13 protein-coding genes and 1 pseudogene are annotated in these 23368 nt (G+C 73.9%); 7 read left to right on the plus strand and 7 right to left on the minus strand.

Annotation, left to right across the window (positions count from 1 at the left end):
* The first annotated feature begins 8 nt into the window (after positions 1-8).
* The gene (locus ACFYQQ_RS19095; protein WP_355782432.1) at positions 9-1058 is read left to right on the plus strand and encodes a M23 family metallopeptidase; all 1050 of its coding nucleotides are present in this window, start codon (positions 9-11) and stop codon (positions 1056-1058) included.
* A 56-nt stretch (positions 1059-1114) separates the two neighbouring features.
* Positions 1115-2059: an aldo/keto reductase gene (locus ACFYQQ_RS19100; protein ID WP_356163568.1), complete on the plus strand. Its 945-nt coding sequence runs from the start codon at positions 1115-1117 to the stop codon at positions 2057-2059.
* A 255-nt stretch (positions 2060-2314) separates the two neighbouring features.
* Here ACFYQQ_RS19100 and ACFYQQ_RS19105 read toward each other — a convergent pair whose 3' ends face one another.
* The 4 genes from ACFYQQ_RS19105 to ACFYQQ_RS19120 all read right to left on the minus strand — a co-directional run bounded on the left by ACFYQQ_RS19105 (position 2315) and on the right by ACFYQQ_RS19120 (position 7466).
* Positions 2315-3664 carry a PrsW family intramembrane metalloprotease gene (locus ACFYQQ_RS19105; protein ID WP_356176047.1) on the minus strand — a complete coding sequence of 450 codons (1350 nt, stop codon included), beginning with the start codon at positions 3662-3664 and terminating at the stop codon, positions 2315-2317.
* Positions 3665-3729: 65 nt separating this feature from the next.
* On the minus strand, positions 3730-4596 hold the full coding sequence (trmB, locus tag ACFYQQ_RS19110; protein WP_356176045.1) for a tRNA (guanosine(46)-N7)-methyltransferase TrmB: 867 nt from the start codon (positions 4594-4596) through the stop codon (positions 3730-3732).
* 128 nt (positions 4597-4724) lie between these two features.
* Positions 4725-5936 carry an L-2-hydroxyglutarate oxidase gene (lhgO, locus tag ACFYQQ_RS19115; RefSeq protein ID WP_388904860.1) on the minus strand — a complete coding sequence of 404 codons (1212 nt, stop codon included), beginning with the start codon at positions 5934-5936 and terminating at the stop codon, positions 4725-4727.
* Positions 5937-6044: 108 nt separating this feature from the next.
* The gene (locus ACFYQQ_RS19120; RefSeq protein WP_355790582.1) at positions 6045-7466 is read right to left on the minus strand and encodes an MFS transporter; all 1422 of its coding nucleotides are present in this window, start codon (positions 7464-7466) and stop codon (positions 6045-6047) included.
* Between the two features lie 810 nt (positions 7467-8276).
* On the opposite strand from ACFYQQ_RS19120, the gene ACFYQQ_RS19125 reads away from it, so the two are divergent.
* Positions 8277-10382: an asparagine synthase-related protein gene (locus tag ACFYQQ_RS19125; protein ID WP_355790584.1), complete on the plus strand. Its 2106-nt coding sequence runs from the start codon at positions 8277-8279 to the stop codon at positions 10380-10382.
* Between the two features lie 515 nt (positions 10383-10897).
* Positions 10898-14150: pseudogene (locus ACFYQQ_RS19130) on the plus strand (BTAD domain-containing putative transcriptional regulator).
* A gap of 12 nt (positions 14151-14162) precedes the next feature.
* Here the strand turns inward: ACFYQQ_RS19130 and ACFYQQ_RS19135 are convergent.
* Together ACFYQQ_RS19135 and ACFYQQ_RS19140 are read right to left on the minus strand one after the other, a co-directional pair.
* Positions 14163-16088: a sigma-70 family RNA polymerase sigma factor gene (locus ACFYQQ_RS19135; RefSeq protein ID WP_388904861.1), complete on the minus strand. Its 1926-nt coding sequence runs from the start codon at positions 16086-16088 to the stop codon at positions 14163-14165.
* Between the two features lie 306 nt (positions 16089-16394).
* A complete protein-coding gene (locus ACFYQQ_RS19140; protein WP_356176034.1) occupies positions 16395-17159 on the minus strand; it encodes a helix-turn-helix domain-containing protein in 765 nt (254 codons plus the stop codon).
* A gap of 375 nt (positions 17160-17534) precedes the next feature.
* Between ACFYQQ_RS19140 and ACFYQQ_RS19145 the strand changes: the two genes are divergently transcribed.
* On the plus strand, positions 17535-18938 hold the full coding sequence (locus ACFYQQ_RS19145) for an FAD-dependent oxidoreductase (RefSeq protein ID WP_355787744.1): 1404 nt from the start codon (positions 17535-17537) through the stop codon (positions 18936-18938).
* A 203-nt stretch (positions 18939-19141) separates the two neighbouring features.
* A complete protein-coding gene (locus ACFYQQ_RS19150) occupies positions 19142-20812 on the plus strand; it encodes a SpoIIE family protein phosphatase (protein WP_388904862.1) in 1671 nt (556 codons plus the stop codon).
* 13 nt (positions 20813-20825) lie between these two features.
* Here ACFYQQ_RS19150 and ACFYQQ_RS19155 read toward each other — a convergent pair whose 3' ends face one another.
* The gene (locus ACFYQQ_RS19155) at positions 20826-22097 is read right to left on the minus strand and encodes an MFS transporter (protein ID WP_356176028.1); all 1272 of its coding nucleotides are present in this window, start codon (positions 22095-22097) and stop codon (positions 20826-20828) included.
* 175 nt (positions 22098-22272) lie between these two features.
* On the opposite strand from ACFYQQ_RS19155, the gene ACFYQQ_RS19160 reads away from it, so the two are divergent.
* Positions 22273-22827: a MarR family transcriptional regulator gene (locus ACFYQQ_RS19160; protein ID WP_355792894.1), complete on the plus strand. Its 555-nt coding sequence runs from the start codon at positions 22273-22275 to the stop codon at positions 22825-22827.
* Positions 22828-23368: the final 541 nt, after the last annotated feature.

The following is a 23368-nucleotide window of genomic DNA, read 5'->3' on the forward strand; positions in this document are numbered from 1 at the left end:
GCGCCCACGTGGCGTCCAACCGGCCTGCCCAGTCAACCTCGTTCGCGCCGAGTGACCAGCAGAGCAACACCTTCGGCTACGGCCGCGGCAACGACGAGGGCCCCTGGGAGGAGTGGAATCCCACCGAGGATTCCGTCCGTCCCGTCCGTGGCCGGCACCGCGTCTCCAAGCAGCGCGGCGGAGGACTCGCCCGCAGCTCCACCGTCCTCGGCGTAGGCGTCATCGCCGCCGTCGGCGCGGGCGGCATGGCCACCGCGCAGAGCGGCAAGCCGCCGGTGTCCATCTCGATGCCCGACCTGTCATCGGTCGCCGACTCGGCCAAGGGCCTGATATCGGACGGCTCCGACGCCGGCACACCGAAGGGCTCGGCCACCCCGCTCACCACCGCGGGACTGACCAACTCGGACACCGCGCGAGGCACCACCGACGCGGGCGAGGCCCTGCGCGCCCGCATCATGCAGCAGGCCGAGTCGCAGCAGGACCAGGTCGACCTCAAGGCCGCCGAGGCGGCTCAGGCCGCCGCCGTGAAGAAGGCCGCCGAGGAAGCCGCCAAGACCCAGGACGAGGCCGAGGCCAAGGCCGCAGCCGCCAAGAAGAAGGCGGAGCAGGAGGCCAAGGAGAAGGCCGAGGCGGAGCGCCTCGCGGAGCTCGCCAAGAGCTACGCGCTGCCGACCTCCTCGTACACGCTCACCTCGCGCTTCGGTGACTCCGGCTCCATGTGGTCCTCCGGCTACCACACCGGCCTCGACTTCGCGGCGCCCACCGGCACGCTGATCAAGGCCGTGCACACCGGAACCATCACCGAGGCGGGCTGGGCCGGTTCGTACGGCTACCGCACCATCCTCACCCTGGAGGACGGCACCGAGGTCTGGTTCTGCCACCAGTCGTCCATCAGCGTCAGCGTGGGCCAGAAGGTCGCCACCGGTGACGTCATCGGACGGGTGGGCGCGACCGGCAACGTGACCGGGCCGCACCTGCACATGGAGGTCCACGCGGGCGGCGCCGCCACCGGCATCGACCCGATGGCGTGGCTGCAGAGCAAGGGCCTCAACCCGTAGGTCCGCCGGCCGGGCTCGCGGAATAGGCGGTACCGCGGACGATGTTGAAATCGTCCATGACTTCTCTCCGCAAGCTCGGCCCGTCAGACCTCGAGGTCTTCCCGCTCGCCCTCGGCGGCAACGTCTTCGGCTGGACCGCCGACGAGGCGCAGTCCTTCGCCGTGCTGGACGCCTACGCGGCGGCCGGCGGCAACTTCGTGGACACCGCGGACACCTACTCCTCGTGGGCTCCCGGCAACGAGGGCGGCGAGTCGGAGACCGTCATCGGCCGGTGGTTCGCCGCGCGCGGCAACCGTTCCGACATCGTCCTCGCGACCAAGGCCGGCGCGCACCCCGCGTACAAGGGGCTGGCGCCCGACACCCTCAGGGCCGCCGCCGACGCCTCGCTGCGCCGGCTGGGCACGGACTACATCGACCTGTACTACACGCACTACGACGACCCCTCGGTCCCCGTCGAGGACATCATCGGCACGCTCGACGAACTGGTGCGGGCCGGCAAGGTGCGCGCCGTCGCGGCCTCCAACATCTCGCCCGAACGGCTCCAGGAGTCCCTGGAGTTCTCCGACCGCGAGGGCCTGGTCCGCTACGTCGCCGTCCAGCCGCACTACAACCTCGTCTCCCGCCGCACCTACGAGGGCCCGCTCCAGGAGATCGCCTCCCGCTCCGGCCTCGCCGCCGTCCCGTACTACGCCCTGGCCTCCGGCTTCCTCACCGGCAAGTACCGCCCGGGTACGACGGTCGACTCGGCGCGGGCCGCCGGCGCGGGCAAGCACCTGGAGACCGAGCGCGGGACGCGGGTGCTGGCCGCGCTCGACGAGATCGCCGGGTCCCGGGGCGTCCCGCAGGCCACGGTCGCCCTGGCCTGGCTCGCCGACCGGCCGACGGTGGCGGCGCCGCTCGCCTCCGCCCGGACGGTCGAGCAGCTCCCGGCGCTCCTCGGGGTGGCCGACCTGACCCTGACGGACGCGGAGCTGGCCACGCTGACGCAGGCGTCCGCCTAGGGCCTGTCGTTTGGATCAGGCCGGTGTCGCGGGGTCTGGTGCGCACATCTGCGGCGTTGTCGTCGGTCGCCGACTCCCCCACTCTCGGCTCCGCTCGAGCGGGGGGACCCCCATCGCTTCGACTCCCTCCTCCGCCTTGCAGCTGCACGCACCAGACCCCGCTCGGGTCGGCCGGGACGAACCGTCTGTCACGGCCGACCTGATCCAAACGACAGGCCCTAGACAGGTCCCGCCGGTCGCTCCGCCCCGGTCGCGCTACGAGCGGTACGGGTTGTACGCGCCGTAGGGGTCGTGGCCCGGGTGGGGCGCCGGGTACGCCGACGGGGGGCCGGCGTACGGGTGGACGGGCGGCGGCGCGTACAGCGGTGGCCAGGGCGGTACGACCGCGGGGGCGGACGCCCGGGCCGCGTACGCGAGGGAGGGCCGGGCTACCTCCCGGCGCCGCCACAGCTCGTGCAGCAGCTCCCTCTCCCGTACGACGAAGTCGGCGCTCGCGCGGCCGGCGCGCCCGCGGTGCCGCAGGAACGCCAGCGAGGTCGCGTAGGACTCGTACTCGGCGACCGACCGGGCGGCGGCCTTGCCGAAATGGTGAGCGGCGTAGTCGCGAGCCAAACGCCGCGCCCGCATGGACCCCAGGACGAACGGCTCGGGCGCCGTCAGCCAGCCCGCCACGGCGTACGCGGGCAGCTCCGCGCGCACGGTGCGCAGTTCCCGCTGGCGCGTCCATATGACCAGCCAGGTGAGCAGGCCGAACGCGGGGACCATGAAGGCCGCGTAGACCGCGAAGAAGCCGTACTCGCCGAAGGACGAGGAGCCGTTCCACACCGCGTGCATGCCCATGGCCAGCAGCAGTCCGGACAGCGGCAGCAGCACCCGGCGCAGGCGCTGGCGGTCCGCGGACAGCGCGGCGATGCCGAAGCCGATGCCGGTGAGGACGGTGAACAGCGGGTGCGCGAACGGGGACATCACCACGCGCACGAAGAAGGTCGCCGCGGTCACCGACGCCAGGCCCCGGCCGCCGTTGAGCTGGTCGGTGCCGAAGGCGTTGCCGAGGTAGAGGATGTTCTCGGTGAAGGCGAAGCCGGTGGCGGTCACCCCGGCTATGACGACCCCGTCGACGATCCCGGTGAAGTCCCGTCTGCGGAACAGGAAGACCAGCAGCACGGCGGCCGCCTTCGCGGACTCCTCCACCACGGGCGCTATGACGGTGGCACCGAGCGTGTCGGCGCCGGACGGGTCAGCGGTCGCTGTCGCTATCCACCGGGTCGCGAAACTGTTGGCGACGATCGCTATCAGCGCCGCCGCGCAGGCGCCCCAGGCGAAGGCGAAGAGCAGGTTCCGCCAGGGGCCCGGTTCGACGCGGTCCAGCCAGCGGAACGCGGCCAGCAGGAGCGGGACCGGCAGCACGGCGAGGCCGAGGCCCACCAGGAAGCCCTGGGTGCCGGTCTGCCGGCGGACCAGCGCGAGGATGACCAGTCCGGAGAGCGCGAGCAGGGTGACCAGGGCGCCGTAACGCACCCATCTGTGCTGCCACCAGTGCGCATGCCGCAGCGCACCGTCGGCCGAGCCGGTGGGGTACGTCGGGTACGGAGGAAAGGTGGCCACGGCATCGACCCTAACGAGGGAGGGGCGCTGCCCGCGACGGCACCCGGTGGGGGCCGTGCGGTGCCTCAGTCGCCGGCGGGGGGTTGGTCAGCGTGTTCCTCTTGGCGTTCGTTCCGGTCCTCGGCCCGGTGCTCCGCACGGCGGAACAGCAGGTCGTGCACCACATGGCCCTTGTCCAGTCCCTGGCCCTCGAAACGGGTCAGCGGACGGAAGCCGGGACGCGGCGCGTAACCGCCGTCCGGCTGGGTGTTCTCGAAGTCCGGGTGCGCGGTCAGCACGTCGAGCATCTGCTCGGCGTACGGTTCCCAGTCGGTCGCGCAGTGGAGGACGGCGCCGGGCTTCAGACGGGTCGCGGCCAGGGTCAGGAATTCCGGCTGGATGATGCGGCGCTTGTGGTGGCGCTTCTTCGGCCACGGGTCCGGGAAGTAGACGCGCAGTCCGTCGAGGGTGTCCGGTCCGAGCATCTCGCGGAGCAGGATGATCGCGTCGCCGTTGCCCACCCGGATGTTGGACAGCCCGTTCCGGTCGGCGAGATTGAGCAGGTTGCCCTGGCCGGGCGTGTGCACGTCGACGGCCAGGATGCCGGTGTCCGGGTCCGCGGCGGCCATCTGGGCGGTGGCCTCGCCCATCCCGAAGCCGATCTCCAGGACGACGGGGCCGTCGGTGCCGAAGAGCTCCGCGAGGTCGAGGGGGCGCCCGTCGATGTCCAGTCCCCACTTGGGCCACAGCCGCTGGAGCGCGTCCGCCTGGCCGGCCGTCACCCGGCTGCGCCGCGGCTGGAAGCTCCGGATCCGGCGCTCGAAGTGCGAACCGGCGGGATCGGGCTTCGGCCCGTCGGGGAAGCGGGGCTCGCCCTTGGCACGGGAAGGGCGCGGCGAGCCCTCGGCCGCGGAGGGCCGGGGCTCTTCGGAGGAGTTGAGGGAATCAGACACAGTGAGTCGATTTTACGGCGGACGGCTCCCGGCGCCTCCCGCCCCGGGGACGGGCCGCTCCCGGGCGGGCCGGGGAGGACGCGCCCGCGGGGCCGGGCGGGCACGGTCGCGGCCCGTTGCCGGGAGGGTCAGGGCTGGGACAGCGCCTTGAGGGCTCTGCGGGCGATCTCCCGGCCGATCGGGAGGGAGGCCGTGGCGGCCGGCGACGGCGCGTTCAGCACGTGGACCGTCCGGGGGCGCTCCTGGATGAGGAAGTCGTCCACCAGCGTCCCGTCCCGCAGGACCGCCTGGGCGCGGACGCCCGCCGGGGCCGGTATCAGGTCGTCCGGGGTGACCGCGGGCAGCAGTCGCCGGACGGCCTCGGTGAACGCCGCCTTCGACACCGAGCGGCGCAGCTCCCCGGCCCCGTACCGCCAGTGGCGGCGTCCGATCCGCCAGGAGCCCGGCCAGGCCAGGGTCGCCGCCAGCTCGCGCGGGTGGACCGTGCCCCAGCCGTACCCCTCGCGGGCCAGCGCGGGGACCGCGTTCGGGCCGATGTGCACGCCCGCGTCGATGCCCCGGGTCAGATGCACCCCGAGGAAGGGGAACGCCGGGTCCGGCACCGGGTACACCAGTCCGCGCACCAGCTCCGGGCGGGCCAGCGTGTAGTACTCGCCACGGAACGGGACGATCCGCATCCCCGGGTCGTCCCCGGCGAGGCGGGCGATCTCGTCGCAGTGCAGCCCCGCGCAGTTGACCAGCACGCGCGCGCGGACGATCCGGCCGTCGGCCGTCCGGACGGCGACGCCGAGGTCGGGGCGCCGGTCGACGCGCTCGACCCGCGCGCCGTAGTGGATCTCGGCGCCGGAGGACTCCGCGAGCCGGCGGGCCACGGCCACGTAGTCGCAGATCCCCGTCGTCCCGACGTGTATGGCGGCCAGTCCGCGGACCTCCGGCTCGTACTCCTCGATCTGGGCGGGGCCCAGCTCGCGGACCGCGATGCCGTTCTCCCGGCCGCGCTGGACGAGGGCGTGCAGGCGGGGCAGCTCGGCCTTGTCGGTGGCGACGATCAGCTTGCCGGTGACGCTGTGCGCGATGCCGTACTCGGCGCAGAACTTCGTCATCTCGGCGGCGCCCCGGACCGCGTAGCGCGCCTTCATGGAGCCGGGGCGGTAGTACACCCCGCTGTGGATGACCCCGCTGTTGCGGCCCGTCTGGTGACGGGCGGGGCCCTGCTCCTTCTCCAGCACCATCACATGCGTGCCCGGTGCGGCGCGCGAGATCGCGTACGCGGCCGACAGACCGACGATCCCGCCGCCGGTCACCAGCACGTCGCAGTCGTATGCAACCCGTTGCCGCACCCGCTTCACCTCCCGGCTTCGATAGTGCACTGCGCCACTGACAATGCCCTCAAACCCGGATCGCGCTCCCCGTGCCCGCGGGTGCGCAGGAGCGGCGGGACCGCGAGGCTACGCGGGAGCCATCAGCAACGGCCGCGCCCGCTCCCGCAGCTCCACCACGCGCGGTTCGTCCCCGTACGGCTCCAGGCGGTGCAGCAGGTCCTTCACGTACTCGGTGGTGCGGGCCGAGGAGATGCGCCCGGCGACCTCGACCGCCCGCACGCCCTGCTCGCAGGCCGCGTCCAGGTTGCCCGACTCGAGCTCGGCGACCGCCGACACCACCAGCCGCAGCCCGTGGGAGCGTACGAACTCCTCCGTCGGCTTCGACAGCGCCTGCTCCGTGAAGCGGCGGACCTGGCGCGGGGCCTTCAGGTCGCGGTAGCACTCGGCCGCGTCGGCGGCGAAGCGGTCGTACGAGTAGAAGCCGAGCCAGGACGGGTCGTGATCACCGTCGCGGGCCCGCTCCAGCCAGCCCTCGGCCGCCTTCAGGGCACCGCCGGCCGCGTGGGCGTCACCCGCGCGCGCGTGGGCCCGCGCCTCGACAAGGCGGAAGAAGCTCATCGTGCGCGCGGTGGCCAGCCCGCGGTTGCGCTCCAGGGCGGCCTGGGCGAGGTCGACGCCCTCGTCGCCGAAGCCCCGGTAGGTGGCCTGGAGGGACATCGACGCCAGGACGTAGCCCCCCAGGGGGACGTCCGCGGCGGCGCGGGCCAGGCGCAGCGCCTGGATGTAGTAGCGCTGGGCGGCCTCCTGCTGGCCGGTGTCGAAGGCCATCCAGCCGGCGAGGCGGGTCAGCTCGGCGCTCGCCCCGAAGAGTGCCCGGCCGACCTCGTCGGAGTACGCGCCGAGCAGCAGCGGCGCCGCCTCCACCCGCAGGCACTCGGGCACCATCGACGAACGCCAGTCGCCGCCGCCGTACTTGGAGTCCCAGCGTCGGGCGTCCTCGGCGGCCTCGCGCAGTTTCAGCACATCGCTGTGGCCGACTTTCAGCGGTGCTCCGGAACCCTCACCGGGGTTCGCGTCGCGTGCCACCGAACTGTCGGCCGGGGTTATCAGCCACCGTGAGGCGGGCGTCGCGTAGGCGCTCACCGCGAAGGAACCGGCGAGCGATTGCCAGATGCCGCCGCCGGCCCGGCGGCCGGCCAGGTCGAGGCGGTACAGCTCCGTCGCCGACCGCACCGCCTGTCCCACGTCGCGCGGGAAGGCGAGGCCCACTTCGGGTGCGGGGTCCGCGTCCGCCAGACCGATCTCGTGGAGCGGTACGGGGCGGCCGAGTTTCTGCCCGATGGCGGCCGCGATGAGGTGCGGGGCGGCACCCTGGGGCACCATTCCCTTCGACACCCAGCGCGCCACCGACGTCTTGTCGTAGCGAAGAGTCAGACCGCGCTGGGCGCCAAGGTCGTTGACGCGCCGGGCGAGGCCCGCGTTGCTGATTCCCGCGAGGGCGAGAACGGTGCCGAGTTTTTCGTTCGGCCCGCGTTGCTCCCTGGACATGCGCCACCCCTCGACACAGACGGCTGCCGCGCTGGCATAACCACGCGGCATTCGTAAACCCAGCGTAGTTCGCCCAATCCCAAGCGTTAAGGGGCGTACTTCCGGATGGCGGGATTGTGGTCCGCACGGCAGTACGGAGTGTTGCGGCGTGCTCCCGTTGTGTGGCCGTGCGCCCGCCCGTGCGCTCTTCTCCGGCCACGGGGGGAGCGCTTCCATGAGGACGCGTGGGTCGGCCCGCTGTACTGGATCCGGTGGGCTGGGGGACACCGCCGCCTACATCCCCGCGGGCGGCGGATCGGTCCGGGAGGCGAACTCCGCCTCCCGGACTGGAGGTCGCCGGCCCTCCGCACGGCCTGTACGGAGCGTGTGCGCGCGTGGCCATCCAGCACCGATTTGGCTTGTTATCGACGGTCCCTCGGGAGGTCAATACGCCGTCTCACCACGTCACTTGAGGGCGCGCGGGGTGCCTTTGGGGAGCGTATCGGGGGCGCATTCGAGTCGCTGTTCGTGGGGGTGTCTTTCGTGACCGCCCTGGCGGCAGCCCTGGCCGCGCCTCCCCGGCTCCCGTCCGCCGACCCTCCACCGGCCCTTCGCCGGTGCGTCAACTCACCCTCGCCGAAGTCCCTCTGACGGTCCCTCGACTGCTTCCCGGCATCCGCCGCATGGCCGGTCGGGGACCTGCCCGGGGTCCGCGGGGGCGCGTTCCGGGGGCGCAAGCAGTCCCACAGGCCTTCCAGCGTGCCCGCTTCGTGGCAGCATGGTGCCCAGTTCGTGCGGTGCACTGGTTGTCCACAGCCTGTGGAGGCGGCGATGCGGTGGTTGGTGGGGTGGAGCAGTACCGCCGCCAGGGCCTCTGAGGTCGGCTCGGCGGGTGCCACCGGGAGCGACGGCGAGACCGTGCACCCGGTCGGCTCCCAACTGCTCTGGGGCGACCCCGATCCGCTCTGGGCGGTCGGCGACTGGCGCCCCGACGAGGTGCGCGTCGTCAACGCGGGCGCGCAGAACCGGATCGCCGTCCTCGGCACCTGCGGCGCCTCCGACGAGGAACTGCGCGTGGGGCTGTTCGCCGCCCGCGGAGGGGCACTTCGCCATCTCACCGCCTGGCCCGGCAGCTACACCGCCATCGTCCAGGCCGGCCGCCGCGTCACCGTCTGCGGCGATCTCGCCGGCGCCCGGCCCGTGTTCTACACCCCCTGGGCGGGCGGTACGGCCTACGCGACCGCCGCGCTGCCCCTCGCCGACCTCATCGAGGCCAACCTCGACTTCGGACACCTCGCCGCGCTGCTCGCCGCTCCCGACGTGCCCGCCGCCGTGCACGACTCCACGCCATACGACGGCGTGCGGCGCATCCCGCCCGGACACGCGCTCATCCTGCGCGCGGGGGCCCGGGAGATCGCCGGGTACGAGGCCGTCGCCTCGCTCGCCGTCGCCGCACCGGCCGCCGATCCCACCGCCTCCGTGGACGCCGTCCGGGACGCCCTCGTCGACGCCGTACGCGCCCGGCTCGCCGCGCCCCGGCACGTGCCCGGTGCCGACGTCGACCCCGGTCCCGTGCCCGGCATGGGCCCCGCCGAGCGGCGCGCCGCCCGCGGCATGCCCGTCCCCGGCATCGGCGCCGACCTCTCCGGCGGCCCCGCCTCGGGGACCCTCGCGCTCCTCGCCGCCGGGCTCCCCGGGATGCCCGGCACCGTGCTGGGCCACGGCACCGGCGCGGGCGAGCGACTCCTCGCCGTCACCTTCAACGACCTCGCCGTCAGCGGGCGTGAGGCCGAGTTGGAGCGGGCCGGGTCGCTGGCCGCCAACCCCCGGCTGCACCACGTGGTCGTCGCCGGCGGGGAGGAGGTCCTGCCCTACGCCGACCTGGACGGGCCGCTCACCGACGAGCCCGCGCCCTCGCTGGTGACGGCCGCCCGGCACCGGGCCCGGCTCGCCGCGGGCAGCGCCGACCACTTCACCGGGTACGGGGCGCGGCAGGTGCTCGACGCGCACCCCGCCCGGCTGGCGGATCTCCTGATGGACCGCAAGCGGCGCCATCTCGTGCGGCCCGTCGCCGCGCTCACCCGGGCCGACGGGTCCGTCATGGTCCCCGCGCGCGTGTACGGCGCGGCGCGCAAGCTGGCCCGTACGCCGTACCGGGCCGGGGTCGACGTCCTCGCCGACCGGCTGCTGCACCGCCGGTTCGAGGAGCCCGTCGGGGCCGTCGGGGCCTCCCTCTCCGCGCTCACCTGGGCCCGGCCCGGGCCCGCCGCGCGGTGGCTGACCGGGGAGGCTCTCGCTGAAGTATCGGTTCGTCTCCAGGCGGCGTCCGGGCGGGCGGGGGTGAGTCCCGGGCAGCGGCCCGGGGACTTCCGCGCGCGTGCGGCGCTCGCGCGGCACGCGGCGGACCTGCGCATCCTGGAGCAGGCGGTGGAGATCCGCTTCCAGCGGCTGCACGCGCCGTTCCTCGACAACCAGGTCGTGCGGGCGTGCCGGGCGCTGCCCGAGGCGCTGCGGGTGCAGCCCGGGGCGCGGGCGGCGATCCTCCGTACGGTGCTGGAGGGGGCCGGGGTCGGTGACCTCCCCGCGGGCTGGGGCGCGCCGTCCAACGCCTCTTCCGCGGCGGCCGTCCGGACGGGGCTGCGGGTGTCCGTGGACTCGCTGATCGCCCTGTTCGACACGCCGTTGCTCGCGGAGGCGGGGCTGGTCGAGGCGCGGGTGGTCCGCAGGGCGCTGCGGGCTGCGGCGGACGGGGAGCCGCTGCCGTTGGACGGGCTCGCGGACCTGGTCTCCCTGGAGCTGTGGCTCCGTCGGCTGCTGAGCCGCCGGGGCACGTGCTGGACGGGGACGCCGGCCCGGCAGCGGGCGGTACCCGCGGGGATCGCGCCGCAGGGGCGGGTGCTGGGGTCGGGGCGACGGGGGCTGGCGGGGGCGCCTTGAGCGGGGTTGTCCTGGGCGGTGTCCGGTGGGGTGGGCGTCGGGCGCTGGCCGTCCGGTGGGTGGGTCGGGGCCGTGCCGGTACATCCGGCCGTCGGTAGTTGTCGCTGGCGTCCGTGACCAGCGTTCCTCGGTTGCGTACGTCCCCGTCTCGACGGCCAGTTGAAGTACCGGCACGGCCCCTTCGGTCGGAGGGCGGCTGCGGGCCGTCGTCACCCCAGCTGCGGGCAATCGTGCCGCTGGGGCGATGGGGGTCCCCCCGCTCGAACGGAGCCGAAAGTGGGGGAGGGTGGGCGCAGGCGGCTCCCCGTAGGCGCCGGGTTCGCCGTCCCACCCCGGCGTCGGCCGAGGCAGCGGGGGCTGCTGTACGTGGGGGCTTCGTGGTTCGGGTTGCCTGGTCTGTTGGGGTTTCCGAGGCCGGCGTATGGGCGGGGAGTGGGCCGGGGCTGGTGAGGTCGGGGTGGGGCTCGCCGGGGAAAGGGGGTGCTGGGGGATGGTGGGGCGGTGAGAATGGGGGCGTGCGGTACAGAATCCTGGGCGTCACCCAGGCGGAGGACGACCAGGGAACCCCCATAGCCATGGGCGGCCCCCGAGTCCGCGCACTCCTCACCGCCCTCGCCCTGCGCCCCGACCGCACGACCACCCCCGAGACCCTGATCGACGAGGTGTGGGCGGACGACCCGCCCCAGGACGCCCCCGCGGCGCTGCAGGCCCTGGTCGGCCGCCTCCGCCGGGCCCTCGGCAAGGACGCTGTCATCTCCGGGCCCGGCGGCTACCGCCTCGCCGCCGCACGGGACGACGTCGACCTGTACGTCTTCGAACGCCTCGTGCGCGACGCCAAGACCGCCCTCGCCCGGGGCGACGCGCACAGTGCCGCGGACGAGCTGCGCGAAGCCCTCGCCCTCTGGCGCGGCCCCGCCCTCGCAGACCTCCCCGACCGTGACGCGGCGACCCCCGCGGAGGCCCTGCGCCTGGAGGCGACCCGTACCCGCCTCGCCGCCGACCTGCGACTGGGCCGCGCCCCCGACGTCGTGCCGGAGCTGCGGGAACTGACCGCCGCGCACCCCTACGACGAACCACTGCACGCGCTCCTCATCCACGCCCTGCGCGACGCCGGACGCCCTCGCGGCGTACGAGACCGCGCGCCGCGCCCTCCTGGAAGGGCTCGGCACCGACCCGGGACCGGAACTGCGGGCGCTGCACGGCGAGTTGCTCGGGGAGTCCGAGGCGCCGGTTCCCGCACCCGTACGGCCGGAGCCGCGCGGCGGGAACATCCGGCGGCGGCTGAACTCCTTCGTCGGGCGGGAACCCGAGATCGAGTCCATCCGCGCGGACGTGCGCCGGGCCCGCCTGGTCACGCTGACCGGACCCGGCGGCTCCGGCAAGACCCGCCTCGCCGAGGAGGCCGCCGCCGGCCTGCCGCAGGCGTGGCTCGCCGAACTGGCTCCGCTGGAGCGGCCGGAGGCGGTGCCCGGCGCGGTCGTCGGCGCCCTCGGCCTGCGCGAGACCGTGCTCGTCACGAACGAGATGTCCGCCACGGCGGCGACCGACCCGCTCGCCCTGCTCGTCGAGCACTGCGCCGCGCGCAGCCTGCTGCTGATCCTCGACAACTGCGAGCACGTCATCGACGCCGCGGCCGCCCTCGCCGAGACCCTGCTGACGCACTGCCCCGGCCTCACGATCCTCGCCACCAGCCGCGAACCCCTCGGTGTGCCGGGCGAGTCGGTCCGCCCGGTGGAGCCGCTGCCGCCCGACCCCGCCCGCCGGCTCTTCGTGGAGCGGGCCGCCGCCGTCCGCCCCGACGCGGACGCCGTGCACGACCCGGAGGCGGTGGACGAGATCTGCCGGCGGCTCGACGGACTGCCGCTGGCCATCGAACTGGCCGCCGCCCGGCTGCGGATGCTCACCCCGCGCCAGATCGCCGACCGCCTGGACGACCGCTTCCGACTGCTCACCTCCGGCAGCCGCACGGTCCTGCCCCGCCAGCAGACGCTGCGCGCCGTCGTCGACTGGTCCTGGGACCTCCTCGACGAGCGGGAACGCACCGTGCTGTGCGAGGCGTCCGTGTTCGCGGGCGGCTGGGACCTCGCGGCGGCGGAGGCGGTGTGCACCGGGCCCGCGGCCGACCTCGTCGGGGCGCTCGTGGACAAGTCCCTGGTCGTCGCGACACCGGGCGAGGACGGCGGGATGCGGTACCGGATGCTGGAGACCATCCACGAGTACGCCGGTGAACGCGCCGCCGAGGTGCCCGGGCTGCGGGACGCGGCCGAGCGGCGCCACCGCGCCTGGGTGCGCGCCCTCGTCGAGGAGGCCGAGCCCCAGCTGCGCTCAGCCGGCCAACTCCCCTGGATCCGGCGCCTGGAGAGCGAGCTCGACAACATCCGGGCGGCGCTCTGGCGGGCGGTCCACGCCGGTGCGGAGGAGGAGGCCGGCGCCCTCGTCCTCGCCATGGGCTGGTTCTGGTGGCTGCGCAACGACCGTGCCGAGGGCGCGGAATGGACCGACCGCGTGCTGCGCCTGGGGCTCGTCCTGGACGCGGGCCCGGACGCCCGCGGCGACGACCTGCTCGCCGCGCTGTCCGGCGTCGACCCCGCCGGGGCCTGCCTGGCGGACGCCGACGGCGAGGAGCACCCGCTGCACCGCCTGCGGATGAACCTCCGTATGCAGGAGCTGTTCCTCGTCATGGAGGCGCAGCCCCTGGAGTCGCTCCGGGACCGGCTCACTCCGGAGTACATCCGCCGGGTCCGCCGCGTCTTCGAGAAGGGCGGTCCGGACGCGGCGGTCATGCCGGGACTGGTCTGGCCGCTCGCCGTCTACTTCCTGGGCTCATCGGAGGACCTGCGGCCCGCCCTGGACGCCGCCCTCGCCAACTGCCGTACGTACGGCGGCGACTGGGAGGTCGGCGTCATCCTCATGTTCCGTACGCACATGGTCGTCGACTCACCCGGCGGGCTGCACGACATCGACGGCGACCTCGCCGAGCTCCGCACCCTGAGCCGCCGCGTCGGCGACCGCTGGATGCGCGCCCAGGTGTGCAGCGCGGCCGGGGAGACGGCGATGGTGCGCGGCCGGTTCGAGGACGCGCGGGGCGAGTACGAGGACGCGCTGCGCCTCGCGCACGAGGTGGGCGCCCACACGGAGACGCCGTTCCTCATCGCGCGGCTCGCCGAGATCGCGTACCGCGCGGGCGACCGCTCGCAGTCGCTGGCCCTCCTGGACCGGGCGAGCGAGGCCGCCGAGCGCCACGGGGTGACGGACTCCCGGGCCTTCGTCCTGATGATGCGCGCCCACATGGCGCTGGACGACGGGGCGGCCGGCGAGGCGCGCGAGCTGCTCCGGGCGGCGCGCACGGAGTCCCGCCGGGGCACCCCGCCGCCGCAGTTCCTCGCCGCCCTCGGCCAGCTCGACGCCATGATCACGGCGATCGAGACGACCCCGGAGCGGGGCCTGGCGAAGATCACCGAGACCCTGCGCGACGCCATGGACGCGCGCTGCGCGGAGTGGGTGACGGCCACCCTCGCCGACAACGCGGCGCGGCTGCTCGCCGAGACGGGCGACCTCGCGCGCGCGGTCCGCCTGCTCGCCGCCGGAGAGCGCTGGCGGGGCGGCCACCCGCGTCCGATGCCGGAGAGCTGCCACGCCGAGCGCATCACGGCCGAGGCGCGCGCGTCCCTCGGCCGCGCCCGCTACGAGTCCGAGCGCGCGCTGGGCGGCGGCCTCACCCCCGACGGCGTCCTGCTCACCTTGAAGGAGGCCCTGGACGCCGGGTAGCCCTCGCGCGGCTCAGCGGCACCTGAACGCCGAGTCCGCCCAGTCCGCGAGCGTCACGGCGTCGAACGAGGTGTCGGGGTCGACGGCGAGGCGGATGGTCCGGCGGCCGGTGAGGTCCACGTGGACCGGGACCGCGCGGTCGCCGCCGGCCAGCAGCGGGGACCGCCACAGACGCGAGCCGTCGGCGTACACGGAGAACCGCACCCTGCCGAGCCCCAGCGTCATGTCGTCGACGCCGACCACCGCGTCGTACGCCGTGCAGTCGCGGTTCAGGTCGATGGTCACCGAGGACTTGCCGTGCACGGTCACTCCGCGCGCGTACTCCCGGCCGCCGACCGAGACGCCCCACCGCTGCCACACCCAGCTGCTCTCGCCGAGCCGCATCTCGGGCTCGGTGCCGTCACCGGTCAGGCCGTACTTCAGCTCGTTCCACGGGTAGACGGCGGGCGCGGGCGCGGGCGCGGGCGGCGGCGGGGGTGTGGGCTTCGGGGTGGGCCGGGGTGCCGGGGCCGGCGCCGGTTTCGTACGGCTGGGCGTCGGGGACGGCTCGGCCCGCGTGGGCCGGGGAGCGGGCGCCGGGGTCGTCGCCGGGGCCGGGGTCGGGGCGCCGGCGGCGACCACCGGCGGCCGCCGGGACGCCTTCCCCGGCGGGTCCGGGGCGGGCTCCGGGGCCTGCGACTCGACGGCGTGCGACGCGCTCGGCCTGGCCTCGGGCTTCCTCGCGGGGCTGTCGTCGCCGACGAGCGCGAGGGCGACCGCCGCGACGGCCACCGCGGCGACTCCCGCCGCGATACCGGCCTTGGCCGGCGCGCCGAGCCCCTCGGAGGCCGCCGCGCCACCGGCCCCTCCGGCGGAACCGCCCGCGGCGGCGGCCGCACCCGCGGCGCCGACCCCGGTGCCGCCCGCGACGAGCGCGACCGCCTTGGCGTACCCGGCGGCCCCGAACCAGCCGATCACCGCGACCGGTACGACGGCGGGGATGCCGCCGGCGACTTCCTTGATCTGACCCGCCGCGAGGCGGCACTTGACGCACTCCTCCAGGTGCTTGCGCAGCCCGCGCTCGGCCCGGCTGCGCAGTCCGCCGCGCGCGTGGGCGCCGAGCCGGTCGGCGTAGCGCGCGCACTCCTCGTCGGCGATGAGCGTGGTGCTGACGTGGGCCTGGAGGTAGGCCTGCTTGAGTCCTTCGCGGGCGCGGCTGGCGAGGACGCGGGTGCCGTTCGCGTCGAGCCCGAAGAGCGTGGCGACCTCGCTCGGCGACTCGTCCTCGACCTCGGTGTGCCAGAGCACGGCCTGCCAGCGCTCGGGCAGCGACCGGAACGCCTGCATGGCCATCGACTGCTCGGCCTCGTGCATCGCCCGCACGTCCGCGCCGAGTTCGAGCGTGTCGTCGTCGCGGACCTCGGGGTTGTGGGCGGCCTGCGCGGCGAACACCGCGAAGTCGTCGACGAGTTGCTCCCGCCTCGCCGTCTTCGTCCAGTGCGCGGCGACGCGGCGGACGCTGGTGAGCAGGTACGCCCGTACGGCGTGCTCGGGGCCGCTGCCGCCCCGCACCGCCTGGAGCATGCGCGCGAACACCTCGGCCGTGAGGTCCTCCGCGGTGTGCCCGTCCCGGCAGCAGGTGCGCGCGTAACGGCGTACGGCGTCGGCGTGGCGGCGGTACAGCGCCTCGTAGGCCGTGTCGTCGCCCGCGCGCATCCGCTCGATCAGGTCGGCGTCGGACGGCGGCAGCTCGGCCGGCGGCGGCAGCACGCCGTCCTCGCGGCGCTCGCGCTGTGAGGGGACGCTGGGCTGCGGCGTCCCGTCCGCGGAGGTGTCCGCGGTCGCGGGGAGGGGGCGGCCACCGTGCGAGCGGCCCTGGCCCGGGACCTGCCGCGCGGCCGGTCCGTCGGGCTCCGCGCCCGCGTCGCCGGGCGACTCGTCCCGTCCGTCAACACTCATCGCGGACTGCCCCCGCCTGCACACTCGACCCGGATACCGGGAAAGCGTGGCACACGGGGCCCCTGAGGAGCCGGGGCGCGGGGATCAACCACTCGTCCGTGGGGTTTTTTCGTACGGCGGTACTGACCGTCACCTGTTCGGGGAAGGCTTCACCGCTTCTCGCGGCGCCAACAGGGCGCGGCTGTACGGAAGTTGGCGTCCTGCCCGAAATGCCCGCCCGGCGCGCGGGAGAGCGGGGCGGGGCCGCCGCGGGAGGCGCGCCGGACACGACCGGCGGCCTCTCGCGGCGATCCTCACGCCGTGCTTCTACAGCGGCCGGGACCGCAGGCCCTCCAGCAGGATGTCCAGCAGCCGGGCCGAGGCCGCGGCCTGCTGGGCGGGATCCGGCAGTGAGGGCGCGGCCGTCGCGATGACCAGCAGGACGTCCGCGACGGTCACGTCCGCCCGCAGCTCGCCCGCCGCGCGGGCCCGGTCCACGAGCCGGCCGACGACCTCGAGCAGCGCCGCGGCGCCGGTGTCGTCACCCGGATCGGGCGCGGTGTCCTCGACGAGCCGCAGCTCGGCCGCCGGCTGGGTCCGCTGGTGCGGCACCCGGGCCTCCTCCGCGAGCACGCCGTCGGCGCCCTCGTCGGCGACGCCCACCCGCAGCACCTGCGGCGGCAGCAGCCGCCCGGCGCCCGAGGCCACCGACGTCCGCAGGAAGCGCGACAGCGCCGACCACGGCTCGTCCTCCTGGCCGAGCGCCGTACGCGCCTGGTCGGTCAGCCGGGACGTCTCCTCCTCGGCTATCCGGCGCACCAGGACGTCCTTGCTCGGGAAGCGCCGGTAGACCGTGCCGACACCCACCCGGGCGCGCCGTGCGACGTCCTCCATCGGCGCGCCGTACCCCAGCTCGCCGAAGACCTCGCGCGCCGCGCGCAGTACGTGTTCCAGATTGCGCTGTGCGTCCACGCGCAACGGGGTGGTACGGGAACCGTCCCCCGGACCGCGTCCGTTGCCGCTTGCCGCGCCGAGTGCGCCACCGGGTGCGATGGCCGACGCGGAAGACCAATGAGAGTCCTGAATGTGCATAAGCGTTCCCCCGGTAATGACGTCTCCCCCCGGAGACTCTCCCCGCCATTGAAAAGCCGGAGCGTGTGGAACGAGCGTGTTTCACGGGTCCGCTCCTGCGGCCCGTCGAGCACATCCCCCTGCACCCCGTCGACACACGAACATAGTTGAGAGGGGGTCAATTCAGAAGGGGCAGGTTCCGCACAGAGCGCCCCCCGATCGGAGCACGGGTCTGTTACCTCCCGATTGCGCCCCCTCTACCCACCCCGTGCGCCCCCACTGAGCTGGGCGTCTTCTCCGTACTCCGGCAATTCGGCCGACCCCGCGCGACGGCGACCGCCGGTCACACAATTTGTCGGGGCTGTGGACAAACGCAGGCGCCGGGTGCGTCATGGGATGGTGACGGCTGAGATCAATCAGGGGACGACCCCCGAACCCCGGAAGAACGCACGCATTCTCATCGTCGGTGGCGGCTATGTGGGGCTGTACACCGCGCTGCAACTGCAGCGGAAGCTGAAACCGGAGCTCAGACGGGGCGAGGTCGAGGTCGTCGTGGTCTCCCCGGACCCCTACATGACGTATCAGCCGTTCCTGCCCGAGGCGGCCGCCGGTCTGATCTCGCCGCGCCACGTCGTCGTCCCACTGCGGCGGGTCCTCGACCGGTGCACGGTCGTCGTCGGCGAGGTCCTGTCGATCGACCACGCCGCGCGCACGGCGGTCTTCACCACCCCGGCCACGGAGGAGAAGGGCGCGAGCGCGGAGGAGCTCACCTACGACGAACTGGTCCTCGCGCCCGGCTCGGTCTCGCGCACCCTGCCGGTCCCCGGCCTCGCCGACCACGGCATCGGCTTCAAGACCGTCGAGGAGGCCATCGGCCTGCGCAACCACGTCATCGAGCAGATGGACATCGCCTCCTCCACCCGCGACCCCGCGGTCCGCGACGCGGCCCTGACCTTCGTGTTCGTGGGCGGCGGCTACGCGGGCACGGAGGCCCTCGCCGAACTGGAGGACATGGCCCGGTACGCCACGCGGTACTACCACAACATCGGTCCCGAGGACATGAAGTGGATCCTCGTGGAGGCCTCGCCGCGCATCCTGCCCGAGGTCGGCGAGGAGATGGGCAGGTACACGGTCACCCAGCTGCGGCGGCGCAACATCGACGTACGCCTGGAGACGCGGCTGGAATCGTGCGCCGACCGGGTCGCCGTCCTCAGCGACGGAGCGCGCTTCCCGACCCGCACCGTCGTGTGGACGGCCGGCGTGAAACCCCACCCGCTCCTCGCCGCCACCGACCTGCCGCGCGACGAGCGCGGGCGCCTGAAGTGCACGGCCCGGCTCACCGTGGACGGCGCCCCGCACGCGTGGGCCGCGGGTGACGCGGCCGCCGTCCCCGACGTCGCCGCCGGGAAGCCCGGCGCGCAGACCGCGCCCAACGCCCAGCACGCGGTGCGCCAGGCGAAGCTCCTCGGCGACAACATCGCCCACGCCCTGCGCGGCGAGGAGCTGGAGACGTACTCCCACCGGTACGCCGGCTCCGTCGCCTCGCTCGGGCTGCACAAGGGCGTGGCCCACGTCTACGGACGGCGCCTGAAGGGCTACCCTGCCTGGTTCATGCACCGCGCCTACCACCTGAGCAGGGTCCCGACCTTCAACCGGAAGGCCCGCGTCCTGGCCGAATGGACCCTGTCGGGGCTCTTCAAGAGGGAGATCGTCTCCCTCGGCTCACTCGAACACCCCCGTGCCGAGTTCGAACTCGCGGCCGGTGGAAAACCCGCCCGGGACCCGAAGGGGTCGTCCTGACCGGAGCCAGGAACTCCGCCGGAGGGGCCCGCGTCTGACGGATGTCGGTCCGGTCGGCCAGACTGTTCCCCGGCCGGGCGGGTCCGCCGCCCCGCTCTTCGGACCCACGACGCTTTTTCCCACGTGCTGTATCCCCCGGGGGAGACCCCCGGCCCCCCGGCCGACCGTGCCGGCCGGGGGCCATGAACCCGAGGCAAGGACTCGTGAACTTCACGCGCTGGAGCGCCCGACTCCCCGGAACGCAGCGCCGCGCCGCGGCGCGCGGCGACCATCCGGTCACCCAGGACCGGCGGGGCGACGGATCCGTGCCCGCGGCCCGCGTCGAGCAGCTGACCGACGCCGCGCCGCACGTGCCCGCGGTCGACGTACTGCCGGTGCGCGAGGTCCTCGACCGCGTCCCCGCCCTCGTCGCCCTCGTGCACGGCCCCGACCACCGCATCGCGTACGTGAACGACGCGTACGTGACCGCCTTCGGCGTACGCCCCCTCGGCGAGCCCGCGCGCTCGGCCCTGCCGGAACTGGACGGGCTGGGCCTGCTGCCCCTCCTCGACCAGGTGCTGCGCAGTGCCAAACCGCGCACGGTCAAGTCCCGCAGGACACCCGACGGCCGCTCGTACACCTTTACCTGCACCCCCGTGGACACGCCCGACGGGGACGACGGCACCGATGGCCGGGGCGGCGGCGTGCTGATCTTCGCCACCGACGTCACCGACCACGCCGAGGCCGCCGAGCGGCTGCGCGCCAGCGAGCGCCGGCAGCGCGAGACCGCCGTCACCCTCCAGCGCTCCCTGCTGCCCCAGGAGCTGGAGGAACCGGACGACCTGCGCGTCGCCGCCACCTACCACCCCGGCGGCACCGAGGCCGCGGTCGGCGGCGACTGGTACGACGTCATCACCCTGGGCGGCGGCCGCACGGCGCTGGTCATCGGCGACGTCATGGGGCGCGGGGTGCGTGCCGCCGCCGTCATGGGCCAGCTCCGTACGGCGGTCCGCGCGTACGCCCGGCTCGACCTGCCGCCGCACGAGGTGCTCCAGCTCCTCGACGGCCTCGCCACGGAGATCGACGCCAACCAGATCGCCACCTGCGTGTACGCCATCCACGACCCGAACGAAGGCCGGTTGGTCTACGCGTCCGCGGGCCACCTGCCGATCCTCGTACGCGACGAGAGCGGCACCGTGCTGCGCGCCGACGAACCCACCGGGCCCCCGCTCGGCACGGGCGGCTGGATGCACGCCTCGGGCACGGTCCCGCTCGGCCCCGGCTCCACGGCCGTCCTCTACACGGACGGCCTGGTGGAGCGGCGCAACGAGGACCTCGACGAGGGGATCGCCGCCCTGGAGCGCGCCCTGGCCGGCGCGACCGGCACCCCGCAGGTCGTCTGCGACCGACTGGTCCGCTCGGCGGGGGTGACGGCCGACCACGACGACGACGTCGCCGTCCTGGTCCTCCAGCACCCGGCCCGCACCGGCCCCGACAGCGAGCTCTTCCGCAACGCCGCACTGGAGCTGCTCGGCGGGGTGGAGGCCACCCCACGCGCGCGTGCCTTCGCCTCCGGGGTGCTCACCAGCTGGCGCTTCCCGCGCGAGCTGCACGACCTCGGCGTGCTGGCCGCCAGCGAACTCGTCGCCAACTCCCTCCAGCACGGCACCCCGCCGATGCGGCTGCGGCTGCGCCGGACCGACCGGCGCCTGATCATCGAGGTCACCGACGGCGACGACCACCTGCCACGCCGCCGCCGCGCCGAACCGGGCGACGAGGCGGGACGCGGCATCGCCATCGTCGCCACGATCGCCTCCGGCTGGGGCTCCCGGCGCACGCCGGGCGGCGGCAAGGCGGTGTGGTGCGAGTTCGCCCTGCCGCGCGAGGTGGGCTGAGCGGCCGCTCCCGTCAGGCGCTGGAGCGGGCCGGCTCGGCCGGCGCACCGCCCTGCGCCACCACCCGGCTGCGCGCGAGCGACGGCTGGTTCTGCACGGGGGTGAGCTGCCGTCCGAGCCGGACCGCCAGGTAGGTGATGCCGAGCGAGAACAGCAGGAACGTCACGACGTACGGCGCGTGCAGGGACGCGCCCATCGGACCGCCCACCGCCGGGCCGACCGCCAGCGCGAGCTGCTTCACCAGCGCGAAGGCGGAGTTGTACTGGCCCGCCATGCCGGTCGGAGCCAGGTCGGCGACCAGCGGCGCGACCGTCGGGGAGAGCATCGCCTCACCGAGACCGAACAGCGCGTACGTCGACACGAACGCGGCCGTCGCCATGGTCTGGCTGCCGTGCCCGAGGCCCGCGTACCCGGCCACGACCCACGCCAGGGCCCAGATGAGCCCGACCGCGGCGATCACCCGGGACCGCTTGCGACGCTCGACGAACCGCAGCACCGCGAACTGCGCGACGACGATCATCGCCGTGTTCGCCGCGAGAGCCGTACCGAGCGCGGAGGTCGAGATACCGGCCGCCTCGACGCCGTACGCGCTCAGCCCCGACTCGAACTGGCCGTAGCAGGCGAAGAACAGCACGAAGCCGAGGACGCACAGCTGCACCATGGCCCGGTTGCCGAGCAGCTGCTTCCAGCTGCCGCCCCTGGCCTGCGGGGCACCCTCGACCCGCGGCGCGTGCGGCATCCGAACCGTCGTCATGATCACGGCGAGCAGCAGGAACATCGCCGCCTCGATCGCGAACAGCAGCGTGAACGAGTCCGCGCGGGTGGTGTCGACGAGGTGGCCGCCGATCAGGCCGCCGACGCCGAGACCCAGGTTCTGCAGGAAGAACTGCGTGGCGAAGGCGCGCGAGCGGGTGTCCGCGGTGGAGCAGTCCACGATCATCGTGGCCAGCGCCGGCTGCATGACGGCCTGACCGGCACCCAGCGCGGCGGCCGACAGCAGGACCGTCGTCGCACTGCCCGCGAGTCCCAGGCTCAGCGCTCCGAGGGCGGCGGTGACCAGGGCGGCGACGAGGACCGGCCGCGGACCGCGCCGGACGATGGCCCGCCCGGCGAACGGAAGCACCACGAGCGCGGCCACGGCGAAGACGGCGAGCACGAGCCCCGCCGTCATGGCCCCCAGCTCCCGCACCTGCGCCACGTAGACGTACAGATACGGAACCGTGAAGCCGAGCCCGAACGCGCTGAGTGCGTTGCCCACGTGGATCCGGCGCATCGCTGCGCCCATCGCCCTGGTCACTTTCACCTGCCTTGGAACGAGGACCGGCCGGCCCCCGAGCGGGGAGCCGGTCCAGAGGTACGGATGAGGAGTTAACCCTGAAGACTTCAGAGCTAAAGTTCGAAGCTAAACAGTACACCTCCAAGGACTTCGAAGCCAAGCGAGGGCGTGCCATACTGCGCCCATGGGTGACACCCCCGGCGGCGGCGTCAGCGAGCCGACCCTCGAAGAACAGATCGCGGCCTACCAGCGCGAGTTCCGCGACCTCGACCCCCAGGTCGAGAAGATCGTCTCGGCGCTCGGCCGGCTCAACCGCCGCATGAACGTCGCCTACGGCAGGCAGACGGCCACCCTCGGCATCAGCAACGCCGAATGGGAGGTCCTCAAGGCCCTCGTCCTCTCCGGCGCCCCGTACCGTCTGGGCCCGAGCGAGCTCGCCAAGCGGCTGGGCCTCACGCCGGCCGCCATGACCCATCGGATCGACCGCATGGTCACGGAGGGGCTGGTCACCCGGGAGCGGGACGAGACCAACCGGGTGCGTGTCATCGTCGAGCTGACGGTGGAGGGCCGCGAGAAGTGGCTCGAGGCGATGCGCCTGGCCACGGTCTTCGAGGAGGACCTGCTCCAAGACCTGTCCGCGGACGAGCGCGGCGTCCTGGGCGAGGTGCTCACCCGACTCCTCCGCCGCGTGGAGGACGCCCAGCCCGACGCGGGCGGCCGTCTCACCGACCTCGACTGAGAGCGTCGACCCCGGTCAGTGAGGGTGTCGGAGCCTCCCGCAAAAGATCTTGACAGAGGTGGTTGACAGCCATCTGCCGGATCCGTAAGGTTCTTCGAGTTGCCGCGGGGCCGTAACGGTTCTGCGACAGCACCTCCGCCGCTGAAGCGGCACCCAAACCACCAGCAGGATCTCCCAACCGGGTTGTATTTCGGCATGTCCGAATTCAATTCGATTGACTCCGGCGGCTCCGATTAGGAACCGCCGAGCGGATCCGCTAAAGTCTGGGACGTCGGAACGGCCCAACAGCCGCGAAGACAAGCCCCGCTGACTGGGAATCAGGCCCGAAAGGATCTGATAGAGTCGGAGTCGCCGGAGAGGGAAACGCGAAAGCGGAAACCTGGAAAGCACCGAGGAAATCGGAACCGGAAACGGTCTGATAGAGTCGGAAACGCAAGACCGAAGGTAAGCGCCCGGAGGAAAGCCCGAGAGGGTGAGTACAAAGGAAGCGTCCGTTCCTTGAGAACTCAACAGCGTGCCAAAAATCAACGCCAGATATGTT

Origin of the sequence: Streptomyces sp. NPDC005496 (assembly GCF_042872045.1) — a bacterium.
In the GTDB taxonomy this organism is placed as follows: domain Bacteria; phylum Actinomycetota; class Actinomycetes; order Streptomycetales; family Streptomycetaceae; genus Streptomyces.